General features: G+C 63.7%; 24 protein-coding genes and 1 pseudogene. 11 read left to right on the top strand and 14 right to left on the bottom strand.

Annotation, left to right across the window (positions count from 1 at the left end; translation table 11 throughout):
• Window positions 1-25: 25 nt before the first annotated feature.
• The 4 genes and pseudogenes from ACFODV_RS16615 to ACFODV_RS16600 form a co-directional block, all read right to left on the bottom strand.
• Entirely contained in the window at window positions 26-943 is a 918-nt protein-coding gene (locus tag ACFODV_RS16615; protein ID WP_379761445.1) for a DMT family transporter, read from the bottom strand.
• Window positions 944-1,362: 419 nt separating this feature from the next.
• Window positions 1,363-1,578 (bottom strand): annotated as a pseudogene (locus ACFODV_RS16610) (NAD-dependent epimerase/dehydratase family protein); the annotation flags it as partial.
• A gap of 74 nt (window positions 1,579-1,652) precedes the next feature.
• Window positions 1,653-2,453 (bottom strand): 2-oxo-tetronate isomerase, encoded by an 801-nt coding sequence (gene otnI, locus ACFODV_RS16605; RefSeq protein WP_379761443.1) that lies wholly within the window; start codon window positions 2,451-2,453, stop codon window positions 1,653-1,655.
• Between the two features lie 40 nt (window positions 2,454-2,493).
• Window positions 2,494-2,769 carry a nucleotide-binding domain containing protein gene (locus ACFODV_RS16600; RefSeq protein WP_379761515.1) on the bottom strand — a complete coding sequence of 92 codons (276 nt, stop codon included), beginning with the start codon at window positions 2,767-2,769 and terminating at the stop codon, window positions 2,494-2,496.
• Window positions 2,770-2,850: 81 nt separating this feature from the next.
• Between ACFODV_RS16600 and ACFODV_RS16595 the strand changes: the two genes are divergently transcribed.
• From ACFODV_RS16595 to ACFODV_RS16580, 4 genes are all read left to right on the top strand, one after another.
• A complete protein-coding gene (locus tag ACFODV_RS16595) occupies window positions 2,851-3,408 on the top strand; it encodes a molybdopterin-dependent oxidoreductase (protein WP_379761441.1) in 558 nt (185 codons plus the stop codon).
• Entirely contained in the window at window positions 3,405-4,529 is a 1,125-nt protein-coding gene (locus ACFODV_RS16590; RefSeq protein WP_379761439.1) for a GGDEF domain-containing protein, read from the top strand. The genes ACFODV_RS16595 and ACFODV_RS16590 overlap by 4 nt, the downstream gene beginning before the upstream one ends.
• A gap of 224 nt (window positions 4,530-4,753) precedes the next feature.
• Complete coding sequence (locus tag ACFODV_RS16585) at window positions 4,754-5,056, top strand: nucleotidyltransferase domain-containing protein (RefSeq protein WP_379761437.1); 303 nt, start codon at window positions 4,754-4,756, stop codon at window positions 5,054-5,056.
• A 97-nt stretch (window positions 5,057-5,153) separates the two neighbouring features.
• Window positions 5,154-5,300, top strand: coding sequence for a hypothetical protein (locus ACFODV_RS16580; protein WP_379761434.1), 147 nt, complete (start codon window positions 5,154-5,156; stop codon window positions 5,298-5,300).
• Between the two features lie 206 nt (window positions 5,301-5,506).
• Here ACFODV_RS16580 and glmM read toward each other — a convergent pair whose 3' ends face one another.
• From glmM to ACFODV_RS16550, 6 genes are all read right to left on the bottom strand, one after another.
• Complete coding sequence (gene glmM / locus ACFODV_RS16575) at window positions 5,507-6,850, bottom strand: phosphoglucosamine mutase (protein ID WP_379761432.1); 1,344 nt, start codon at window positions 6,848-6,850, stop codon at window positions 5,507-5,509.
• Between the two features lie 94 nt (window positions 6,851-6,944).
• Window positions 6,945-8,942 carry a polysaccharide biosynthesis protein gene (locus tag ACFODV_RS16570; RefSeq protein WP_379761430.1) on the bottom strand — a complete coding sequence of 666 codons (1,998 nt, stop codon included), beginning with the start codon at window positions 8,940-8,942 and terminating at the stop codon, window positions 6,945-6,947.
• Window positions 8,943-9,142: 200 nt separating this feature from the next.
• On the bottom strand, window positions 9,143-10,309 hold the full coding sequence (locus ACFODV_RS16565; RefSeq protein ID WP_379761428.1) for a nucleotide sugar dehydrogenase: 1,167 nt from the start codon (window positions 10,307-10,309) through the stop codon (window positions 9,143-9,145).
• Window positions 10,310-10,411: 102 nt separating this feature from the next.
• Complete coding sequence (locus ACFODV_RS16560; RefSeq protein WP_379761426.1) at window positions 10,412-10,822, bottom strand: SRPBCC family protein; 411 nt, start codon at window positions 10,820-10,822, stop codon at window positions 10,412-10,414.
• Window positions 10,823-10,846: 24 nt separating this feature from the next.
• Window positions 10,847-11,200 carry a type II toxin-antitoxin system PemK/MazF family toxin gene (locus ACFODV_RS16555; protein ID WP_379761424.1) on the bottom strand — a complete coding sequence of 118 codons (354 nt, stop codon included), beginning with the start codon at window positions 11,198-11,200 and terminating at the stop codon, window positions 10,847-10,849.
• Window positions 11,197-11,436 carry a DUF2281 domain-containing protein gene (locus ACFODV_RS16550; protein WP_379761422.1) on the bottom strand — a complete coding sequence of 80 codons (240 nt, stop codon included), beginning with the start codon at window positions 11,434-11,436 and terminating at the stop codon, window positions 11,197-11,199. Before ACFODV_RS16550 ends, ACFODV_RS16555 begins: the two co-directional genes overlap by 4 nt.
• A gap of 228 nt (window positions 11,437-11,664) precedes the next feature.
• On the opposite strand from ACFODV_RS16550, the gene rimO reads away from it, so the two are divergent.
• Together rimO and ACFODV_RS16540 are read left to right on the top strand one after the other, a co-directional pair.
• Window positions 11,665-12,984, top strand: coding sequence for a 30S ribosomal protein S12 methylthiotransferase RimO (gene rimO / locus ACFODV_RS16545; protein WP_379761420.1), 1,320 nt, complete (start codon window positions 11,665-11,667; stop codon window positions 12,982-12,984).
• A gap of 54 nt (window positions 12,985-13,038) precedes the next feature.
• A complete protein-coding gene (locus ACFODV_RS16540) occupies window positions 13,039-13,881 on the top strand; it encodes a glycosyltransferase family 32 protein (RefSeq protein ID WP_379761418.1) in 843 nt (280 codons plus the stop codon).
• A gap of 26 nt (window positions 13,882-13,907) precedes the next feature.
• On the opposite strand, the gene ACFODV_RS16535 is transcribed toward ACFODV_RS16540, so the two are convergent.
• The 4 genes from ACFODV_RS16535 to ACFODV_RS16520 form a co-directional block, all read right to left on the bottom strand.
• Window positions 13,908-17,813, bottom strand: coding sequence for an AAA family ATPase (locus ACFODV_RS16535; protein ID WP_379761416.1), 3,906 nt, complete (start codon window positions 17,811-17,813; stop codon window positions 13,908-13,910).
• 31 nt (window positions 17,814-17,844) lie between these two features.
• Window positions 17,845-18,489, bottom strand: a complete 645-nt coding sequence (gene miaE / locus ACFODV_RS16530) for a tRNA-(ms[2]io[6]A)-hydroxylase (protein ID WP_379761414.1) — start codon at window positions 18,487-18,489, stop codon at window positions 17,845-17,847.
• On the bottom strand, window positions 18,480-18,956 hold the full coding sequence (locus ACFODV_RS16525; protein WP_379761413.1) for a DUF1289 domain-containing protein: 477 nt from the start codon (window positions 18,954-18,956) through the stop codon (window positions 18,480-18,482). Before ACFODV_RS16525 ends, miaE begins: the two co-directional genes overlap by 10 nt.
• Window positions 18,957-19,071: 115 nt before the next feature.
• On the bottom strand, window positions 19,072-19,272 hold the full coding sequence (locus ACFODV_RS16520; protein WP_379761412.1) for a hypothetical protein: 201 nt from the start codon (window positions 19,270-19,272) through the stop codon (window positions 19,072-19,074).
• 66 nt (window positions 19,273-19,338) lie between these two features.
• On the opposite strand from ACFODV_RS16520, the gene ACFODV_RS16515 reads away from it, so the two are divergent.
• The 5 genes from ACFODV_RS16515 to ACFODV_RS16495 all read left to right on the top strand — a co-directional run bounded on the left by ACFODV_RS16515 (window position 19,339) and on the right by ACFODV_RS16495 (window position 22,191).
• Window positions 19,339-19,770, top strand: a complete 432-nt coding sequence (locus tag ACFODV_RS16515; RefSeq protein ID WP_379761411.1) for a DUF2384 domain-containing protein — start codon at window positions 19,339-19,341, stop codon at window positions 19,768-19,770.
• Entirely contained in the window at window positions 19,767-20,291 is a 525-nt protein-coding gene (locus ACFODV_RS16510) for an RES family NAD+ phosphorylase (RefSeq protein ID WP_379761410.1), read from the top strand. Before ACFODV_RS16515 ends, ACFODV_RS16510 begins: the two co-directional genes overlap by 4 nt.
• A 317-nt stretch (window positions 20,292-20,608) precedes the next feature.
• The gene (locus tag ACFODV_RS16505) at window positions 20,609-21,262 is read left to right on the top strand and encodes a hypothetical protein (protein ID WP_379761409.1); all 654 of its coding nucleotides are present in this window, start codon (window positions 20,609-20,611) and stop codon (window positions 21,260-21,262) included.
• Window positions 21,263-21,265: 3 nt separating this feature from the next.
• A complete protein-coding gene (locus tag ACFODV_RS16500) occupies window positions 21,266-21,970 on the top strand; it encodes a hypothetical protein (protein WP_379761407.1) in 705 nt (234 codons plus the stop codon).
• Window positions 21,970-22,191 (top strand): hypothetical protein, encoded by a 222-nt coding sequence (locus tag ACFODV_RS16495; protein ID WP_379761405.1) that lies wholly within the window; start codon window positions 21,970-21,972, stop codon window positions 22,189-22,191. The genes ACFODV_RS16500 and ACFODV_RS16495 overlap by 1 nt, the downstream gene beginning before the upstream one ends.
• The last annotated feature ends 44 nt before the right edge of the window (window positions 22,192-22,235 follow it).

The raw sequence follows: 22,235 nt of genomic DNA, 5'->3' as shown, positions 1-22,235 counted from the left end.
AGAAACTCGACGCGCGATTAAGGGATCAATTCGTTTCCGGCGCTTTTACGACACCTTCCCCCACCGCCCGCCGTTCCAGGCGCCGCTCATAAAGCCCCTTCACGACCAGAGTCATCAGTACCAGGCAGCCGCCCAGGATCGCCAGGGGCGTCGGCTGCTCGGCGATGATCCACCAGGCCAGAAAGGTCCCCACCACCACCTCGAGCAGCAGCAGCAGCCCCACCTCGGCGGCAGGCAGATAGAGCGGCCCGCGCTGCAGCAGCGTCACCCCGCACGGCACAATCACCAGGCACAATAGCCCCAGCACCGCCAGCTGGTTGGGGGCCGGCAGCGCGATGCCATCGCCCAGCAACAGCACCAGGCTGGCGCCACTTCCGACAATCAGGCCGTTGAAAGTGAGCATCGGGCTCATGTCCACGCCCGGCCGAGTGCGGCAGAGCGTGAAATTCAGCGCCAGGGTGAAGGCCGCCAGAAAGGCAAACGCATTGCCCACCCAGGAGCCGGCATCGATATCGTCGATCACGATCATGGCGATACCGGCCAGGCAGATCCAGATCGCCACCCAGGTATGTCTCGGCAAGCGTTCCTTGAGGATCAACCAGGAAAGGCCCGCGGCGATCAGGGGCGACGTGGCCAGGATGAGGAGCACGTTGCCGGCCATGGTGTACTGGTTACCGAGCACGAAGCCGCAGGTCGTCAGGCTGAACAGCAGCGCCACGGCGATACCGGTGCCGCCGCAACGTCGATACGCCGCCAGGGTGTTGCGACCATGTCTAACCAGCACGATTAGCAGGAAGCCCAGTGCCGACAGGAAGCCGCGCCACATCAGAATCTCGGCATCGGGCAGATCAGCGAGTTTGATCAGCAGGGCGTCGGGCGACATGATCAATGCCCCACCCCCGGTGAGCAGCAGCCCCTGCTGGCGATAGGAAAGTGTGCGCAACGGATTCACCATCAGGTCAGGAGTGCTTTTCCAGCAGGGCGATCAGCTCCGGCACCGCCATGCTCTGATCCTCCACGCCAGCGTAGAGGGCGTGCACGGCTTCTGCCAATGCCATGCCCCATCAGCCCAACGCCCACCAAATGGCAGCTCGATGCCACCGCCGGCGCCGTAGTTGTTGATAAACACTTGGCCACTGCGAATGCCCCTCAACGGCCATCATGTAGCCACCGCGGAACGTCGGCGCCGCGGCCATAAAGACGCACCAGATCATCGACGCGCGAGGCCACCTCGGTCTAGGTCGAGGGGGCGTTGAACAAGAAGCGTGTCAGTACCTGATAGAAACTGAGCGTCACCGAGATCACCAGCATCACGATGGCGATGGCCATCACCAGACGCGTCAACTGGTGCTCGAAGCGCAGAGAGGCCGCCGCGTTGGGCCGCCCCGGGCGAATCACGATGGTCGGCAGACGCAGCACCCGGCCGTCGATCAGGGCGCGGCGGCTGTAATCATTGATCAGCAGCTCGCACATGGCCTTCTGCGCCCCATAGGAGTTTTGCGGCTGCAGGGCGGTCATATCGTCGAGGGTCTCGGGCAGCTCACCGCCATAGGCGGACACCGAGCTCGCCATCACCAGGCATCCTCTTGTTATTGAACTCTTTGTTATTGAACTCTATGGATGACGTAGCCCATCGATGCGGGCCATTCGCATCAGCCGGGAAGCAGACCGAGGTCGCGTCCCCAGCCCAGGCCCTGGCGGGTGTCGGCGGCCGGGCGGTACTCGCAGCCGACCCAGCCCTCATAGCTCAGCGCTTCCAGGCACTCGAACAGCGCCGGATAGTGCACCTCGCCGACATCAGGCTCATGGCGCTCCGGCACCCCGGCAATCTGCACATGGCCGATGGCGGCGAACTGCTGCTCCAGATGGCGTATCAGGTCGCCGTCCATGATCTGGCAGTGGTAGAGATCGAACTGCAGGCGCAGATTGGGCTCGCCTACCTCCTCGAGCACCGCCATCGCCTGGGCCTGGCGCGAGAGGAAGAAGCCCGGCATGTCTCGGGTGTTGATCGGTTCGATCAGCACCTCGCGTCCCACCTTGGCGGCCTCGCGGGCGGCGAAGCGCAGATTCTCGATATAGGTCGCGTGGTGGGCGGCACGTGCTTCGTGCTGATCGGCATCTGCCGGCAGCAGTCCCGCCATGGCGTGAACCCGCGGACAGTCCAGCACCTGGGCATAGCGCAGCGCCTCCGCCACCGAGTCACGAAACTCCGCCTCGCGCCCCGGCAGGCTGGCCAGGCCGCGCTCGCCGGCCTCCCAGTCCCCCGGCGGCAGGTTGAAAAGCACCTGCTCAAGGCCGGTCTCCGCCAGCAACTCGCCCAGCGTGTCGGGCGCGTAAGCATAGGGAAACAGGTACTCGACGCCGCGAAAGCCGGCCTGGCTCGCCGCGGCGAAACGGTCAAGAAAGTCATGCTCGTTAAACAGCATGCTGAGATTGGCGGCCAGTCGGATCATAGGGCGTGCTCCCTTCGTCTCGTTTCCGTTATGGGTGGCATCAGTCACGCGGAAAGCGCTCCTCGGTGGCGTAGACCGCTGCCTCGAGGGTCTTGCCGGCCACCACCAGGCGACCCACGCCCTCATCGACCAGCGTGCGTGACAGCCGGCCCAGCGCCTGCTCCACCAGCGCCCCGGCGCGGGCCACCCCCAGCGCCTGCTGAGCGGCCTGGACCCGATCGGGGTCGGCCGAAGCATAGACCAGTACCGGACCGCCATCGACAAGCGCTCCGCCCGGGAGGCCATGGGTCGGCTGGCCGCCGAAGAGGTGCTTAATCGACTAGCAGGCAACCCCGTCCGTCGCCTGCGCCACGATGTGGGCTTCGAACTTAAATCGGGCGAGAGCAGCTGAGGTGAAATGCCGATCAACCACCGCTTGACCCGAAGCGCGGGCTGGGACAAAGTTTCCTTTAAACCTCACCAGGTGTCACCGACCATGGGCCGTCAACGGCAGATGCGCAGGACGCGATTCGGGCTTTTTCTGATGGTCTTCATAGGGATGGTGCCACTGGCCCAAGGTAGCGAGCTCACGCTGAGGCAAGGCGCCGAGAGCCAAACGATATCGTTGAGCGATATCGAGTCCTCACCATTGATTCACGTCGAGATGCGGCATCCGGAAGGCCCTGACGGCCGCTTTTCCGGCGTAGCGCTCGACACCTTCCTGGCCGATCAGGGACTCTCGAACGCCAATCGCGTGCGTTTCGTCGCCCATGACGGCTATACGACCTTTCTCACCCCGCAACAGCGACGCGAAAAACGCTATATGCTCGTGACCCGTCTGAACGGCGAGCCCATCGATATTGCCGATCTGGGCCCCTTCATGCTGATCGTTCCAGAAGATGCGAAAGCAGTCCTCGAGGGCACCGAGCCCATGACCCGTTGGATCTGGGCCATTCAAGAGATGGGGACCCGGTGAGGCATCTGGCGAAAAAGCCCTCTGTTCTTTTACTGACGTATCTGGTCATCGTTAGCCTCTGCCTGATCGCCTTCGGGGTGTATCTCTCCGAAGCCCGGCGGCTGATAGGGGCCGACTACACCGCCATGGTCACCGACGTGGTGCGTGCACAAGAGGACCCGGAACGGCTGCGCATGATCCTCGATAGCCTGCTCGACAGCGCGGATTCCATCCATGTGGAGCAGCTCAACGATCTCCTGTGGCGCCTCCCCCTGCGCATACAAAGCATCAAGACACAGCTCGCGCGCAGCGAAATTCCCCCTGACCAATATCAGCCGCTTGTCGAGGAACTGGATACCATCAACGGCCGGTTGCCCGCCCTGGAAGAGGCCACTCTCAACGTCAACAGCGACCGGGTCCTGACGCAAGCGGAAAGTGTCGATCTATTGAACCTGGGCATGGACATCGAGGAGGGTCTGGCCTGGTCGTACAGCGAGCTCAATGAGCTGCTCCATCGGGCGTCGGCCGATCAGCGACGCCTGATGGAGTGGCTGACACTGGCCCTGGCAGTGATGCTGTTGATGCTGGTGGCGGCCATCGGTGTGGTCTTGCTGATGCTCTATCGCCTGAACGCTCAGCGGGAGATGATGCGCCGACAAAGCCGCACCGACGAGCTCACCGGTCTTCGCAACCGGCGTCGACTTCTCGAAGACGTCGGACATCATTTCCAGCGTCGCGACCGGCATGATTCCCCGATTTCGCTGCTCCTGCTGGACCTCGACCATTTCAAGCAGATCAACGATGATTTCGGCCATCCGGTTGGCGACCAGGTGCTGGTGGCGTTCGCTAATCTTCTGCTCGAGTGCAGCCGCCAGACGGATAGCGTGGCTCGTATGGGCGGTGAGGAATTTGCCATTCTGCTGCCGTTCAGCAATAGCCTGGCTGCCCAGCGGCTGGCCCAGCGCATCCTGGCGGCCGTTCGTGAGATGCCCATGCCGGGCCCGGCCCAGGGAAGGCGGCTGACCGTCAGCATCGGCGTGGCAGAAGCCGAAAGCGATGATGATTTCGATGGACTCTACCATCGGGCCGATCGCCGACTCTATCGCGCCAAGGCCCAGGGACGCGACCGCGCGATCGGGTAGCAAACCGGGTGATTCCTTAACCTAACGCCCTACACCGCCGGTGCAAAGAGCAGCGCCAGGTCCTCCTCGTCGAACAGCGGGCCTTCGCTCCTGTGCTCGGCACCGCCCTCGAGGATCGAGGCAGCAAGACCGGCCTTGCGCGCCTTCTCGCCAAGATAGGCCTGCCGACGATCATGTTCTGGGGCCTATGCTAGACTGGCCAAACGTCCTGGGAGGCATGACAGATGCGGATCAGCGAGCGAGAACATCAAACAATCGTTGATGTGGTGAAACGCCACTTCGGGGCAGGAGCCGAAGTATGGCTGTTTGGCTCTCGAACCGACGATAACGCCCGGGGCGGCGATATTGACCTGATGGTAGAAACACCTCTTCAGAATGCCGACGAGATCGTCGATGCCAAGCTGAGCGCGCTGGTGGAGTTGCATCAGCGCCTAGGCGAACAGAAGATCGATCTGGTGATAAAGCGCCCAAGCGGTATCAAGTTGCCAATCCATCGGGTGGCGCGTGAAAGCGGAGTGCGACTTTGACAGAGGAAGCGTTTGAAGGAACCCTCGATATCTGCGAGCGTCATTCGGAGCGCCTGCACTGGGCGATGACCAGGCTTGGCAACAAGTGCTGAGAGAGATGCGCAATCAGTTCTCTCACGAATATCCCGATGACCCCGAGATCCAAGCCAGCCTGCTGAACAAGGCATTTGCTCTTGCAGGCGCGCTGCTGGACTCCTTTGATCACATCAAGGCATTTTCCGCCCCCTATCGGGCAAGTTCCTAGCAGCGTTAGCCAGACGAAATATCCAGGGTAGTTCCTGCGAATCGCTCAGGAAGCTGGCAGCCACCTCGTACCACTGACAAAGGCGGCCTGACGAGGGTGAGGAATCGATCCGAGCTTACATGGCCTATCTGCTTTGGGCTCTCGGGGTATATCGCGCCAAGGCCCAGGGACGCGACCGCGCGATCGACTCGTGTGGCTGACCCCGCTCAGCCTGTTGGCAGCGCATCGGCGACCAGGCGCGCGCAGCGATGGGCCAACTCCGCATCTTCCGCCTCAACCATCACGCGAATCAGTGGCTCAGTGCCGGACTTGCGCAACAGCACGCGCCCAGAATCGCCCAGCAGGCCCTCCGCCTCCTGAACCGTGGCCTTGACCGCGTCGGTGTCCAGCGGCTCGATGCCCTGACGGGCCCGATAGCGGACGTTGATCAGCACCTGAGGAAACTTGCGCATCCCCTGGCGGGCGCTGCTCAGTGTCATGTCCTTGCGACGCAGCGCCGCAAGGATCAGCACCGAGGCGATAATCGCATCGCCGGTGGAGGCATGATCCAGGCTCAACAGATGCCCGGAGCCTTCGCCACCCAGCCGCCAGCCGGTCTCGCGCAGCAGCTCCATCACGTAGCGATCGCCTACCTTGGCGGGACGGAAAGGAATCCCCAGCTCGGCCAGCGCGAGCTCCAGGCCGAGGTTGCTCATCAGCGTGCCCACTACCCCGCCGCTGTAGCTATGGGTATGGGCCTCGCGGGCCAGCAGGAACAGCAGCTCGTCGCCATCCACGACCGCACCGGTTTCATCGACCATCATCAGTCGGTCGGCGTCACCGTCCAGGGCGATGCCCAGATCGGCACGCTGCTCGATCACGGCGGCGCGCAGGCTGGTCAGGTCGGTGGCACCGCAGCGGTCATTGATGTTCACCCCATCGGGCCAGGCGTGCAGCGGCACCACCTCAGCGCCCAGCTCGCGGTAGACCGCCGGCGCAACCTTATAGGCCGCCCCGTTGGCGCAATCGACCACCACCTTGAGGCCACCCAGGGTCTGCTGGCTAGGAAAGTGCGACTTGCAGTACTCGATATAGCGCCCGGCGGCGTCATCGATGCGCCGCGCCTTGCCCAGGCGCTCAGAGCTTACGCAGTCCATGCCGTGGTCCAACGCCTGCTGGAGCCAGCGTTCGATCTCCAGTTCCTGCTCATCGGTCAGCTTGTGGCCAGACTGGGAAAACAGCTTGATGCCATTATCATAGAAAGGATTATGGGAGGCGCTGATCACGACCCCGGCATTGGCACGAAACGTGGTGGCCAGGTAGGCGATGGCCGGAGTAGGCAGCGGCCCCACCAGGGCGATGTTGACCCCGGCCGACGAGAAGCCAGCCTCGAGTGCCGATTCCAGCATGTAACCGCTGGCCCGGGTGTCCTTGCCGATCAGGACCTCAGAGACTCCCTCGGCACCCAGCACCTTTCCCGCTGCCCAGCCCAGCTTCATGGCGAATTCCGGCGTCATGGGAAACTCGCCCACTTTGCCTCGCACCCCGTCGGTACCAAAATAGCGTCGCATCTCGGGCTCCTTGCTGTTCTCTTGTCGTGCCCCGAGCGCCGAGGTCATCGGTAAAGACGGGTCCAGGGAGTGGTCACCATCAGCGCGCTCAGGGTTAGCGCTCGTTCGCGGTGGAGGGCCTCGCCTCAAGCATTGCCACCTCGTTTTCCTGCGGCACCCGCGGAGCACGCCGCCGCCGAACCTGGCGCGTTTGCTGCTCCCACACCAGGTCGACCGGCTCACTCTGGGGCTGATACCCGAGCGGCGCCTGAACCAGCAGCTCGCGGATTCGCGGCGCGTCGAAATCCTCGCAGGCATCGAACAGGGTCTTCAGCATCTCTTCCATCGCCTCCCAGGCCAGCGAGATTTCGCTCGCGGTCATGATCCGCGAGTGGCTAGTGGCCTCCACCTTCTCGCCGATCAGCAGCTCCTCAAAGAGCTTCTCGCCGGGGCGCAGGCCGGTATAACGGATCTCGATATCACCGCCGGCGAGATCAGCGTCGTCGCTGCCCGGGTAGCGAGGCTCCAGCCCGGAGAGGCGTATCAAACGGCTGGCAAGCTCGGCGATCTTCACCGGCTCGCCCATGTCGAGCACGAAGACATCGCCGCCGCGCGCCATGGCGCCGGCTTGAATCACCAGCTGGGCGGCTTCGGGGATGGTCATGAAGTAGCGGGTGATCTCGGGGTCGGTCACCGTTACCGGGCCGCCGGCGGCGATCTGGCGGCGAAACAGCGGCACCACCGAACCGCTGGAGCCCAGCACATTGCCGAAACGCACCATGCTGAAGCAGGTCCTCTTCTGGGTGTTGGCCAGCGCCTGGCACACCAGTTCGGCCAGGCGCTTGCTGGCGCCCATCACGTTGGTGGGGCGCACCGCCTTGTCGGTAGAGATAAGCACGAAGCTCTCCACGCCGGCGGCAACTGCCGCCCTGGCGGTCTCCAGGGTGCCCATCACGTTGTTGCGCAGCCCCTCCACCACGTTGTGTTCCACCATCGGCACATGCTTGTAGGCCGCGGCGTGATAGACCGTCTGCACCCGAAACGACATCATGATCTTCTGAATGCGGCTACGATGCTGCACCGAGCCCAGAAGCGCCTTCACCGGGCAATCGATGGCCTCGTCCCAAGCGATCTGCTCGAGCTCCTGCTCGATCCGATAGAGGCTGAACTCGGAGAGCTCAAGCAACAGCAACTTGGCAGGGCGGTGACGCAGGATCTGGCGGCACAGTTCACTGCCGATAGAGCCGCCGGCACCGGTCACCATCACCACTTTTCCGGTGATGTTGGCCCCCATCAGCGACGCGTCTGCCGGCACCGGGTCGCGACCCAGCAGATCCTCCACCGCCACATCACGCAGGTCGTTGATCTGCGCGCGCCCGGCCACCACATCGGCCATGCCGGGAATCGACTGCACCGGCACCTCCAACGGCTCCAGGCGTTCCAGAATCTCGCGGCGTCGCGCCCGGGTAGCGCTGGGAATCGCCAGCAGCACCTTCTCGATGCCGTAGTCCTTGATCAGGCGATCGATCTCGCTGGCCGAATAGACCTTCAGCCCCTGGATGAAGGCTCCCTCCAGGTTGGCCGCATCGTCCACGAAGCCGACCGGCTCGTATTCGGAACCGTGACGCAACGACTGCACCAGCTGACGCCCTGCCGAACCGGCCCCGTAGATCACCACCCGAGTCTTGTAACGCAGCTGGTTGCGCAGGTAGATACTGCGCAGCGCGAAACGCACCCCGCCGACGGTGAGCAGTGCCAGCATGGCGTAGATGAACGGCACCGAGCGCGGCACCGGCAGCTGAAACAGGAAATTGATCACCAGCAGTGCCAGTGCCGATGCCCCTACTCCGGCCGCAATGGTCTTCACCGCCTTCATGCTCATATAGCGGATCACCGCACGGTAAAACCCCAGGCGAATGAAGATCGCCAGGCTTACGGGAATCACCACCGGCAGCACCCACCACACCCGGGGCTCGGCCAAGAAGGACAAACTGTCCAGGCGCAAGAGCATCGCCAGCAGAAAGCTCACCGTAATCAGCAGGCAATCTGCCGCCAGCTGAAGTAAGCGTTTCTGCCGGCGAGGCAGCCGGAACAGAGGTTGTAGCAGCGTCATTATCACAGGCGTAGGTCCTCTCATCCGTGACGAGGGGAAACCTCAGAAAAAGAAGCTTAATTTTAACAGCCCCAGGCTGCCACTTCAGTTTTATGATGCGCCCGATTGACGACAAGCAATGTAAGCGAGGGATTACAACGAAAAGCCAAGACAGTGGCGCCGACGCCTATCGGGGTCGGCTGCCAGAGTGTGCTATGGGGTCAGTCGCTGCCGAACAGGTCGCGGGTGTAGACCTTATCGGCCACGTCCTCGAGCTCTGCCGCCATGCGGTTGCTGAGGATTACGTCGGCGTCGGCCTTGAAGGCCTCGAAGTCGCGCATCACCCGGGAACCGTAGAAGGTCTCCTCCCGCAGCACCGGTTCAAAGACCACCACCTCAATGCCCTTGGCCTTGATGCGCTTCATCACGCCCTGCATGGCGCTGGCGCGGAAGTTGTCGGAACCGGTCTTCATGATCAGCCGATAAATCCCCACCACCCGCGGCTTGCGCTTGAGGATCTGCTCGGCGATGAAATCCTTGCGGGTGCGGTTGGCATCGACGATGGCCTTGATCATATTGCTCGGCACATCCTGGTAGTTGGCCAGCAGCTGCTTGGTGTCCTTGGGCAGGCAATAGCCGCCGTAGCCGAACGAGGGGTTGTTGTAGTGCTTGCCGATGCGCGGATCGAGCCCCACTCCCTCGATGATCTGGCGGGTATCCAGGCCGTGGGTCTCGGCGTAGCTATCCAGCTCATTGAAGTAGGCCACCCGCATGGCGAGGTAGGTGTTGGCGAACAGCTTGATCGCCTCGGCCTCCGTGCTGTTGGTGAACAGCACCGGCACCTCGTCGTCCAGCGCCCCCTGCTTGAGCAGCCCGGCGAAGGTCTCGCCCCGCGCGGAGTCTTCCCCCACGATGATCCGGGACGGGTGCAGGTTGTCGTAGAGCGCCCTGCCTTCACGCAGAAACTCCGGCGAGAAGATCAGGTTCTGCGTGCCGAAGCGCATGCAGGCCTCCGCGGTATAGCCCACTGGCACGGTGGACTTGATCACCATCACCGCCGCGGGGTTGATCGCCATCACATCCTGGATCACCGACTCGACGCTTGAGGTATCGAAGGTATTGGTCTTCGGGTCGTAGTCGGTGGGCGTAGCAATCACCACGAAATCGGCATTGCGATAGGCGGCGTCCTTGTCCAGGGTCGCCGCGAAATCCAGCTCCCGGTTGGCCAGGAAGTCGCTGATCTCGACATCCTCGATGGGCGAGCGCTTATCGTTCAGCATCGAGACCCGCTCGGGAAGAATATCCAGCGCGACTACTTCATTGTGCTGGGCCAGCAGCATAGCGTTGGAAAGACCGACGTAGCCGGTACCGGCGATAGCAATTTTCACAACGGCTCCCTGTGAATCGTTCTTGGCGGTTCTTGGCCTTTCTTAGCCTTTCTTGGCCGTTATTGGCGGTTCTTGACAGCTCTCACAGCATCGAATAACTGCTTATAGTCTCTCGGCCACACGCTCGAGAATCTGACGGCTCACCCGCCCCACCAAGGGTGTAGCGGCCTTGTTGACGGCTCGCTCCACCAGCTTGTTGCGCAGCACATAGGTCAGCGTCAGCGCCACCTCGGTGCCCCCGTCCACTGCCCGCAGTCGATAGCACCCGTGATTCTTGACGCCATCCAGCGACTCCCAGGCCAGCACCTCCGGCGAGCGAGACTCCGTCACCGCCACATCGAAGTGCCAATCGCGCCCCACCGCATGCACATGCCAGCGGTAGCGCTCATCACCCAGGGGCTCGATGGCATGGATCAGATCAGAATAGTCGGCGAAGTCCTCCACGCGCTCCAGCAGGGCGAAGACCCGCTCCGGCGGCGCATTGAGAATCGCGCTATGTTCGATGGTGGCCATAGGCTCATTTATCACATGGGAAGATTATTGAGACTCGCTTAGCAACCAGGTTGCCAAACGCTGTCTGAGAAACTGGAGACGTGCATCTGGAATAGAGCCGAGTTGGCCCAGCAAAAGTGCTCCATCCAGCACCGCTAAACGAGACAGTCGAAAAACGCTGGTGACCTTGAGGCCCGATTCCACGAACGCTTCATCTTCCGGACCCACAATCCAATCAAGGTATGCCGTGGCTTGGTTAAGACGAGATGACACCATGCACACAAGCCAGTCGTCCTGATGGTTGTCCAGGCACCGAAGCAATAGCACCGGGCGTTTTTTTGCGATCTGGAGATTCGTATACGGAAAGGGCATAAGCGCAATTTGACCGGCGCGCTTCATTGCCATTTTTCCTTGAGGTCATCCTCGAAATAGAGATCAGGCTCGGACTCCGCATCACGCATAGCCTGATCAAGGCTCATGGCACGGAACTGCTGTTCCGACCAATCAAGCTGTTCCGCCTCAGAGAGATCGGTCTGGCCATAGCGCTGCTCAAGGAAGGCCACAAAATCCATCACCTCTTGCTGGCGGAATTCCGGCAGACGGCTCACCTTGGCAATAAGATCTTCAAGCTGCATAGTCACTTATCTCCCACTGCTTGCCACCTAAACAGCAATGCGCCCAGCATAGCAAATTGACCCACCATTCGCGCCAGGGAGGCGGCTCTGTTACCAAAAAGCGACTCATCAATGGCTGTCTGATAGACCTTCTGCCTACAGAGACCGCCGAAGATGTTCCACGGAGCCGGTCAGACCGGTAGAATCCTGCGCTTACTCGCCACGTATCATCACGCCAAGGTCAATTGCATGTCCACACCGAAGGTCGGTTTCGTCTCGCTGGGTTGCCCCAAAGCGCTGGTGGATTCAGAACGCATCCTCACCCAGCTACGCACCGAGGGCTACGAGATCGTGCCCAGCTACGACGACGCCGACGTGGTGGTGGTCAATACCTGCGGCTTCATCGACAGCGCCAAGGCGGAATCGCTGGACGCCATCGGCGAAGCGATCGCCGAGAACGGCAGGGTGATCGTCACCGGCTGCATGGGCGTGGAGGAAGGCACCATCCGCGACGTTCACCCCAGCGTGCTGGCCGTCACCGGCCCGCAGCAGTACGAGCAGGTCGTGAACGCCGTCCACGCGGCGGTACCGCCGAGCCAGGATCACGACCCGCGCATCGACCTGGTACCCCCCCAGGGTATCAAGCTCACCCCGCGCCACTACGCCTACCTGAAGATCTCCGAAGGCTGCAACCACAGCTGCAGCTTCTGCATCATCCCCAGCATGCGCGGCAAGCTGGTCAGTCGCCCCGTGGGCGAGGTGCTCAAGGAAGCCGAGGGCCTGGCCCGCGCCGGCGTGAAGGAGCTGCTGGTGATCTCCCAGGACACCAGCGCCTACGGGGTCGACCTCAAGTACCGCACCGGCTTCTGGAACGGCCGCCCGGTGAAGACCCGCATGACCGAGCTGTGCGAGGCCCTCAGCGAACTCGGCATCTGGGTGCGCCTGCACTACGTCTACCCCTACCCCCACGTGGACGAGCTGATCCCGCTGATGGCCGAGGGCAAGCTGCTTCCCTACCTGGATATCCCCTTCCAGCACGCCAGCCCCAAGGTGCTCAAGGCCATGAAGCGCCCGGCCTTCGAGGACAAGACCCTGGCGCGTATCAAGCGCTGGCGCGAGATCTGCCCCGAACTCTCCATCCGCTCCACCTTTATTGTCGGCTTTCCCGGCGAGACGGAAGACGACTTCCAGTACCTGCTCGACTGGCTCACCGACGCCCAACTCGACCGCGTCGGCTGCTTCCAGTACTCCCCGGTGGAAGGCGCCCCCGCCAACGACCTGGACCTGGAACCGGTGCCGGATGACGTCAAGCAGGAGCGCTGGGGACGCTTCATGGCCCACCAGCAACAGATCTCCGCCGCCCGCCTCCAGGCCAAGATCGGCCGCGAGATCGACGTGCTGGTGGACGAGATTACCGACGAAGGACCCATCGGCCGCAGCGCCGCCGACGCCCCGGAAATCGACGGCATGGTGTTTCTGGAGAGCGAGCGCGAACTGGCCCCGGGGGAGATCGTGCGCGCCCGGGTGACCCACGCCGATGAATATGACCTCTGGGCGGAGGTGGTCTAACCCTCCCTCAGGGTCAGACCCAGACTGAGGCCCCCCGATGAAGGAGGAGGCAAATTGAAGAAGGCACCGATTGTTGCCGTCAGCCGACTGATCAAGCTGGGCGCCAACACCACCAAGGTACTGAGCTACCCCTTTCACTGGCTGCTGCCCAACAAGCGTTTCACGCTTCCCGAGCGTGCCGCCCCGCTGCTCAAGGGCGGCACACCGAGTCGCATCCCGCGCATCATCTGGCAGACCAACTTCACCCATCGGGTGACGCTACCGGTCTATCTGAACTACCTGTTCAACCGGCTGATGGCGCCGCGGTTCGAATACCGCTTCATGATCACCGAGGCCCGCCGCGAGTTCATCGCCGAGCACTATCCCGAGATCCTCCCCCACTACGAGCGACTTCAGATCGGCGCCGCCCAGGCCGACCTGTGGCGCCTGCTGGTGCTGTTGAAGTCGGGAGGTGTCTATCTGGATATCGATGCCCACCAGATTTGGCCGCTCTCCTGCGTGCTTGGCACCGAACGAGAAGAGCTCTACGTCACCACTCGCCGCGGCGATCTCAGCAACTACTTTATCGCCAGCGCACCGGGCAACTCGCACATGAAGGCGGTGATCGACCAGATCATCAGCAATATCACCGGCGAGGTCGTCACCGGCGTATTCGACACCACGGGCCCGGGCGTCTTCAACAAGGTGCTGGACCAGGCGAAGGTGCCAACGGTGTCCTACCGCCACGCGGTCCACCAGGGAAGCTTCACCAACGAGCATTTCCAGTACATCGACAAGGCGGAAGGGAAGTGGACCCGCCAGCAGCACACCACGGCCGTTGTCAGCGACGTCCCTCCCCCGCCACCGTCAACGGCATCACGCGACTCGTCATCTCACAGCCAGTCATCTCACGACTAGTCCTCTCACTATCAGGCATCACACCGCTAGGCATCTGCGCCAGCGGTATGCGACTGGGTGCGGTCTAGCAGGCTGCGCCAGCGAGCGATGATCGGGGCGTCAGAGTGGCTGACCTCGGCGAGCAGGCGACGCAGCGCCTGGCGAGCCTTGTCATCGGCAGGGTCAATCAGCGTCAACCACAGTTCCAGGCCGTTGATCTGCTGATGCAGGTTGCCATCCTCCCGGGCCTGCTGCTGGGCGAGATCAATAAGCGCGATGACTTCCTCCCGGGGGTGGCCGAGGCGATGGCGCACCCGGGCCAGGTGCACAGCGAGCTCCGGCACGAACAGGGTGGTCTTCTCCCGGGCGAGCATCAGCGCCTGGTCCAGGTAGTCCTCGGCGCGTCCGAATTCACCGAGCGCGACGCAGGCATCCACGAACCACAGCGAGGGGCGGCTATAGGGGTCGCGGCCGGTGAGTTCGGCCAGCTCCTCCTGGGCCTGTTCCACCTGGGTGAGACCCTCGCGGTCGCCGGCCATGGCGCGCTGCCAGCCGAGCACGCCGCGGGCGGACATCTGCCAGAGGTGCAGATCCGGGGTGCCGGTCAGCTCGAAGGCGCGCTCGGCGCGAACGGCGGACAGATGCACATGGCCCAGCTGGCGGTAGAGCGCGGCGGCGTACATCAGCGCCATGGCGAGGCTGCCGGGGTGGCCGATCTTCTCGGCCAGACGGATGGCCGATTCCACCTGGGTCTCGGCACGGCGATAGTCACCGCGAAGGCAGAACGCCCAGCCCTGGAAACAGGCGGCGGCCACCTGGGGGTGGTCGGAGAAGGGTAGCCACTCGATCATCATGGGCGATTCAAGCGGGTTGATCTCCTCCAGATGGTCGTAGGCCTGCTGGATCCGCCCGGCCCAATACTCGCAGCTGGCCCGGGCGAACTCGGCCAGGCGGCGGTAGCGAGGGTCCTCCATGCGCTCGGCCAGGCTGGCCAGCCGCGAGGCGAGGTGAAAGGCGTCGGCGTGGGCGTGGCGCTGGCTGCAGCCCACCCACAGGCCCCACTTGACCAGGAAGACCTGCTCAAGATCCACGGGCTCGCCCTCGACCCCGTCCAACTGCTTGAGCAGCTCCCGGGCGCGCACGAAGCTCTCGTGGGCGGTGGGCGAGCCGTGGCCCTCCAGCGCGAAAGCCGCCTGGCCGCGCACCGTCAGCAGGCTGACCTCGCGTTCGATCTGGCCTTCCACCTGGCGCAGGCTGACCAGGCCGAGGTCGGCCATCTTCAGCGCGGTGCGGTTGGCGCTCACCTTGAGCGCCTCGCGGGCGGCCAGCTCGTAGTAGCGGGCGCCGCGGGCATAGTGGCCGCTGCGCCGCAGGTGGGTAGCGAAATCCCCCGGATGGCGGCTGATCCACATCGGGAAGCGCTCTTCGATCAGCTCGACCACCTGGCGGTGAATGGCGGTACGCACGTCCCGCGGGCAGGAGAGATAGGCGGCCTCCTGCAGCAGCTGGTGGGTGAACTGGTACTCGCGGCCGTCTTCGTCGCCCTCCACCGGCTCGATGATCTCCAGGCGGCGCATCTGGTCCAGCGCCTGGCTGAGGCGCAGTTTCTCCCAGCCGCTGCACACGGCCAGGAAGTCAAAGCGGAAACGCCGGCCCAGCACCGCGGCGGCATGGGCCACCTCGCGGTCCACGTCGAGCTGGTCGATGCGGCTGGCCAGCAGGCCGAGCAGACCGTGGGGCAGCTCGTCCAGGTGCACGCTGCGCCCCTCGCGGCGGTCCATGTCGACCCGCCGGCAGATCTCCTGCAGATAGAGCGGCACACCGTCGCAGCGTTCGATGATCTGCCCGCGCAGCCGCGGGCTCAGGTGAATGCGGTAGCGGCGGGCCAGCTGGGAAAGCAGCCGCGAGGACTGCATGGCATCGAGCCGGCCCAGGGTGACTTGCTGGTCCCAGTGCAGCCGCGCCGGCAGCGCCTCGCGGCCGTGGTGGCTCGCCACCAGCATGAAGCCGCAGTTGATCGGCAGGCGCGCCTGAAGGCCGGCCAGCAGTTTGAAGCTGGGCTCATCGAGCCACTGCAGGTCGTCGACCATCAGCACCAGGGTGCGCTCGGCGGCAAAGGCCGTGATCAGACGCTGCAGCAGCGCCACCACCAGCTCCACCGCTTCACCGCTCTGGGTGAGCACGGCCACCTCGCGGGGCTCACGGACACCCAGCGCCTCCTCCAGCAGCTGCTGGCGAGATTCATCGAGGTCGGGCAGCGCCAGAGACTCGCGCAGGCCGGCCAGGGCCTCGGGGGTCAGCGGGGCTTCCAGGCGCCAGCGCAGCAGCTCACGGGCCACGCCGTAAGGCTCCTGCACCGAAAGCCGCGTGGTGGGCTGCCAGCAAATGGCGGCATCGCGGCTCTGCTCGAGCTGACGAAAGCCCACCATCAGCGCCGACTTGCCCATGCCGGAGGGGCCGCGCACCAGCACGCTCTGGCGCAGGCCGATACCCGCCCGGGCCAGGGCGTCACGCAGGGTGCGCAGGTGGGTCTCGCGGCCCACCAGGCTAGGCGGCAGCGCCTCGCGGCCGCCCTCATTCGCACCCAGAACGAGCGCCCGCAGGCGCACACGGCCGTCGCTGGCCACCAGCCGGGAGCTCAGCCGCGGCTGCAGGTCCAGCGCCGGCGGCATGTGCTGGCTCGCCTCCTGGGAAATCACCAGCTCGCTGCCCTCGGCGGCGGACATCAGATCAAGCGAGCCCTGGGTGACCTGGCCAAGCGGGTCGACCAGGCCGCGCTCGGGCAGGTAAACCACCCGTCCGCTGTTCAGGCCGGCGGCCAGCTCCACCCGGGGTGGTTCGCCCTCGCCGCTCCAGTGGCGGCGGCTCTCGTCGGGCAGCATGCGGCGGCAGTGTTCGTAAAGCGCGACCAGTTCGGCGAGCTGGTGGGCGGGGCCGTGGGTGCCGAAACAGGCCAGGCCCAGCCCACCGGTGGCGCCGGGCAGCCAGAAGCCGCCCAGGTGGTGGCACTGCTCCTCCAGCCAGCGCAGCAGCTCGACCTGCAGCATCAGGCAGGCGCGGCTGGCCGGGCGACTGGAAAGATCGCCCTTGAGGCGCAGGCGGATGGCCATCACAGACAGCTGGCGCTGCTCGATCTCCTCCTCGCGAAGGGGTGCGCTGTCCGGCGCCAGGGTGCGGGCGAAGCCCAGCCCCGCCGCGGAATCGGCCTGGGTATCGGACCAGTAACGGGCCAGCTGCAGGAAGGTGGGCTCAGGCTGCTGACCGGAAAGCGCCAGCAGCTGCAGATACGCATTGTACTGCTCGTGGGCGGCGGCCAGCTGGCCCTGCTCGGCCAGCTGGCGCACCAGCCGCTCGTGGAAGGGGCCGTAGCCCGAAAAGCGACTGACCAACTCCACCAGCAGGCAATCAGGGACGCTGTCATGCTGTTCCAGCACCGCCTCGGCAAAACGGATCACCCGCTGACGCCAGTCGTTGCGCACCTGAACCAGCCAGCGCTGGAAGTCGCCGCAGTTGTTGAGCTGCAGCTCATCGGCGAGATCGCCCTGATAGTGGTGGAGCATCTCGGCCAGGGTCGGCAGGTCGCGCTCGCCATCCAGCAGGCGCTGCACTTCATGCAGGTCGAACTGCCACTGCGACGGCAGACGGAAAGCGATGGTCTGACGCGAGACGGCCAGGACCTCGTCGGCGTGCACGCCCAGCGACTGGCGCAGGCAGTGCAGCGCGTGGCGCAGGTTGGTGCGCCCGGAGGAAAGCCCCTGGTCGGGCCACAGCAATTCGGCCAGGCTAGCGCGGCTCACCGGCTGGCTGTGAAGCAGCAGGTAAACCAGCAGCGCCTTGACCTTGTCGTAGCTGAACTGCGTCAGCTCATCCTCGCCGAGGGTAAGCGAGAAGTGGCCCAAGAGGGCCAGCCGATCCGTTTGTGGGGACTCGGTGACGTCGGGTGCATCTCGCATCATGTCGATCCTGCGTATCGTGGGGACGGCGTTACGCCGGCACACCACTGTGAAAACGGAACGCCGTGTCGGGCGTCAGCACCAGCTCGGCTTCGCGATCGGCGAAGAAGGCGATTCGGGACTCGATGGGCGATGCAGCCAGGTGGCGGGCCAGCATCAGGTAGTCCTCGTAGTGGCGCCCTTCCGACTTAACCAGAGTGCGATAGAACTTGGCAAGCTCGGGGTCCAGGTGGGGAATCAGCCGTGCGAAGCGCTCGCAGCTGCGCGCCTCGATAAAAGCGCCGATGATCAGGATATCCACCAGCCGGGCCGGCTCCTCGGGCCGCACGTGGCGACGCAGCCCTTCGGCATACCGCGAGGCGGTAATATGGCGATAGGTAATCCCGCGCGCTTCCATCAGCGCCACCACCTGCTCGAAGTGCAGCAGCTCCTCTCTCGCCAGCTGGCTCATCTTGGTCAGCAGCAGCGGATGGTCCACATAGCGATAAAGCAGGCTCATCGCCGTGGAGGCGGCCTTCTTCTCGCACTGAGCATGATCGATCAGCAAAAGCTCGGGATTCTCCAGCGCCCAGGCCACCCAGGCATCAGGGGTACGACAGCGCAGGAAATCGAGTAGCTCGGCGGATAGCAGCCCGTCGGCGCTGGCGCTGACGGGCTCGGGCAAGGTCACGGACATGAAGGGCTCTCGTCAAGACGGTCGGGCTCAGGGTCAGGCAAGGAAGAGCGGCGGCGGGCCTCGGCGGCTTCGTTGAGTTCGGCAGCCAGGCGAGCGTGCAGTTCGACAGCGTCGAGGCCCTCCCCCGGCCCCGTTTGCACCAGGCCATAGCGCGAGAGCGCCTGAATGCGTTCGCGACCTACTCGCAGCAGCTCCACCGCCCGGGACAGCCCCGGCTGATCGGGCCGGAAACGAATGCGGTGGCGCTTGAGCTGGGCCTCCAGCGCCGCGGCGTCCACCAGTCGCAGGTAGCGGCCAGCAACGGCCTCGCGCAGTGCGTCGAGCGCATCGATGCGCGCGGCACGCTCGTCGCCCGCCAGGCCGAACCAGTCGCGAATCTCCGCGTCGGTACGCTGACAGCCGCGGCAGATGCGGTCGCCCAGGGTAGTGGAACAAAGGCCCACGCAAGGCGAAGCGATGGCGCTCACATTCGTCTCCCCACTGCCATCCCCTCGTTGAATTCATCGTTGATGTTAACGCGAAATGAACGTTTCAAACAGCCGTGCAGTGCTAGCCCTTGGTGGTGGTTGATAAATTAGCTAATTAGGTGGTCGACGACACTTCGACCAGCAGCCGGCGAGTCTGCCACCTGGCGATGACCCCCATCACCACGCTGGCGGCCAGCATGCCAGCGAACACCCCGGTGGTGCCGGCGAGCCTCCCGCCCAGCCAGGCCAGCGGCACGGTCAACGCGAACAAGCGTACCACGGAGAGGCGCATGGCCCACTGTGTCGGGCGCGACATCAAATTCAGTGCTAAACTGACATTTAGATAGCTTATCCGCTGCATTTAAGTAGCAAGGAGTTTCTCATGGCCACTGAAGCATTGCTCGTCGCAGCCCACGATCTGGCTGATTACAAGACGCCTGCGTCCTTTGAGCAGTTTGTCGAGGACCTGCGGGCAGCCGCCCGCAGTGAGGGCGAGCCGATCATCAGCCCCCGTCTGTTTGCCAGTGCGCTGAGCATGGACCTCCAGACGCTAGCTAACCTGTCCCATGTCCACCGTATTACGGTGTCCCGCGCCCCGGGGGCTGAGAAGCTGCAGACATTCCTGCGCGACGCAATCCGTGTGCTGGGCGCCGCGGCAGACATCAACGGCAGCCTGCCGGATGCGTTGTTCTGGTTTCGCAACGAGCCGATCGACGTGTTTGGCTATGAGAACGCTGAGAAACTGGTCAGCAATGGCCGTGCTGAGGATCTGTTGCGCTACCTTCGTTCGCTGCAGGCTGGTTTCCTGGGATGATTGCGGTACAGCTACCGACGACAACCGTCTACCGGGTCCACCATCCGCGCTGGGCGCACACTCCGAGTAGCGGCGCGGGAGCTGCCTCCAACGGGGGGCGCTTAAACCGCCCCGGCATCTCTGCATTGTACCTGTCCTTGGAGGAGGCCACGGCCTTGTCTGAGTACCGCCAGGTCTCGCGACTCCTGCCTCCCGGCACAATTGTCAGCTATGAGGTTTCCCTCGCGAGCGTTGTCGATGCTACTGACGGGAACAGGAACACAGAGGAGTGGGATGACATCTGGCAGGCGCTTCACTGCGACTGGCGCAACCTGTGGTTTCAGCAGCGCGTAGAGCCTCCTTCGTGGCTTCTGGGTGACCTGGCCATGGAGGCCGGCGCAGCCGGCATCCTCTTTTCCTCATCCGCCGAGCCCGGCGGCACGAACTTGGTACTCTTCACCGAAGCTCTCGGACCCGATGATGCCTTGCGGGTTTATGACCCAGACGGTCGGCTGCCGAAGGATGGTTTTTCCTGGGCTTAACCACAAAAGCACATTGCTAGCGGAGCGGTCCCGGCTTGGCGGTGTTCATGGCTATCGTTATGGCCCCATCCATTCGTCGAAACGTCCAACCGCCCGCAGAGTGTGGCTTCCACCGGAAGGACCAGCCTCAGTAGTAGCTTGATGACCACCAGTAGCAACAGCCTCGGTGGGCGCTCGCTGCCTCCATGACCTGAGAATGCCATCCAGTCCTTCAATCGCATTCTCCTACGCTGAGCGATTCTTCTTGACAATACGGTGGCAAACCATCAATCCTGTCCCTAGTCCTAGGACATGGGACAGAGCGACTTGGTGACACTATGAAAAGTCAAGATATTGGCCTGCTTTTGAAGCTAGTGGCCCTGAGGAGCAAGGAGGGCCATGGCCACGACACTCACACCGGCAAGGGGGCGAAGACGCTTCCAGATGACTGGCGGGACTGGGCGCGGGAAGACGCTGAGCGTGATCTTCCCCAAGAAAGCATGCCTGGGCACGATGACGATCAGCTGCTCGCCCGCTACAACGTGCGGGCCCTGGCCGAGGAAACCGGGATCAGCAAGAGCCAGGTGAGCCTTGTTTTACAGCGCTGCCTGGAGGTTGGCCTGGTACGCAAGGATCGCCAAACCGGCGTCCCACGCGCCAATGCCCGCGCCCTGTACAACTTTGTTGTGCATGGGGTGCGTTATGTGTTCCCGGCCAAGCCCGGCGAAATCACCCGCGGCATCGCCACCACCTTCGCCGCGCCGGTGCTGAAGGGCCAGCTGTATAGCTCGGGTGAGCTACCGATGGTGTGGCCGGACGCCCGGGGCAACAGCAAAGGCCAGGCCATCGAGCCGCTGTTCAAGAGTGTGCCCTACGCAGTGCGCCGGGACCCCGAGCTGTACGCCATGTTGGCCCTGGTCGATGCCATTAGGCTGGGCCATCCCCGCGAGAGCAAGGTCGCTGCCGAGCGGCTGGCAGAGTATCTGGATTAACCGATGAGCCTATTCGACGACCAGTTGGGCATGATGCGCCAGGTAGCCGAGGCACTCGGCGCCGATTTGCGCGACCAAGTGGCCTTCGTCGGGGGCTGCACGACCGGGCTTTTGCTGACCGATGCGTTCACCCGCGAGCAGGTGCGCAGCACCGACGACGTGGATCTGATCATCAGCGTCATCACCTACGCGCATCTGACCCGCTTCAAGGAAGCGCTGAAGGCCAAAGGGTTCAAGGACCCCTCCTCAAGGGACGAGGAGATGCCCATCTGCGCCATGAAGCTGGGGGAGCTGCGGGTCGACCTGATGCCGGACCATGGTGGGGTGTTGGGCTTCAGCAACCACTGGTATCCCCAGGCGCTGAAAACGGCAGTGCCTGTCTCATTAGGCAATGATCTGACCATTCGCATAGTCACGCCGACGCTGTTCGTCGCCACGAAGCTGGAAGCCTACAAGGGGCGCGGAGATGGTGACCCTTTGTCGAGCCACGACATCGAGGACATCCTCAATTTGGTAGATGGCCGCCCCGAGCTGCTCGATGAGGTACGAGCAGCCGATAGTGCACTCCAGGACTACATCGTCGCCGAGCTCGGCCAGCTCCTCAAGAATGATGATTTTGGTTATGCCGTGCAGAGCCAGGCCGGAGACCCGGACCGGGAAGCGCTGCTCTTCGAGAGACTGGAGATCCTGGCCGGAGAAAGAAGCTGATGCAGGTCAGGTGGTTAAGCCAGCAAGGCCGTGAGCGCGCCCGCAACAGCGATGCCGCAGCCGTGGGTCAGCAAGACCAGCACCTCCTGGCGGTGCTGGTCGACGGCGCAGAGAAAGGCCCCCGAGGCGCCGAGCTGGCTCGACACTGGGCCGATGCCGTGTTGAAAGCACTCACAAGGGCGAGGGCCATGTCGCGCCCGCCGAGCTGCGTGGCGACGTGATGCTGATAAGCGCCCTGCGAGATCTTTCGTCCAATGCTTCCGCG

Source organism: Halomonas tibetensis (genome assembly GCF_042643535.1).
In the GTDB taxonomy this organism is placed as follows: Bacteria; Pseudomonadota; Gammaproteobacteria; order Pseudomonadales; family Halomonadaceae; genus Halomonas; species Halomonas tibetensis.
This window is presented reverse-complemented; position numbering and strand designations above follow the sequence as displayed.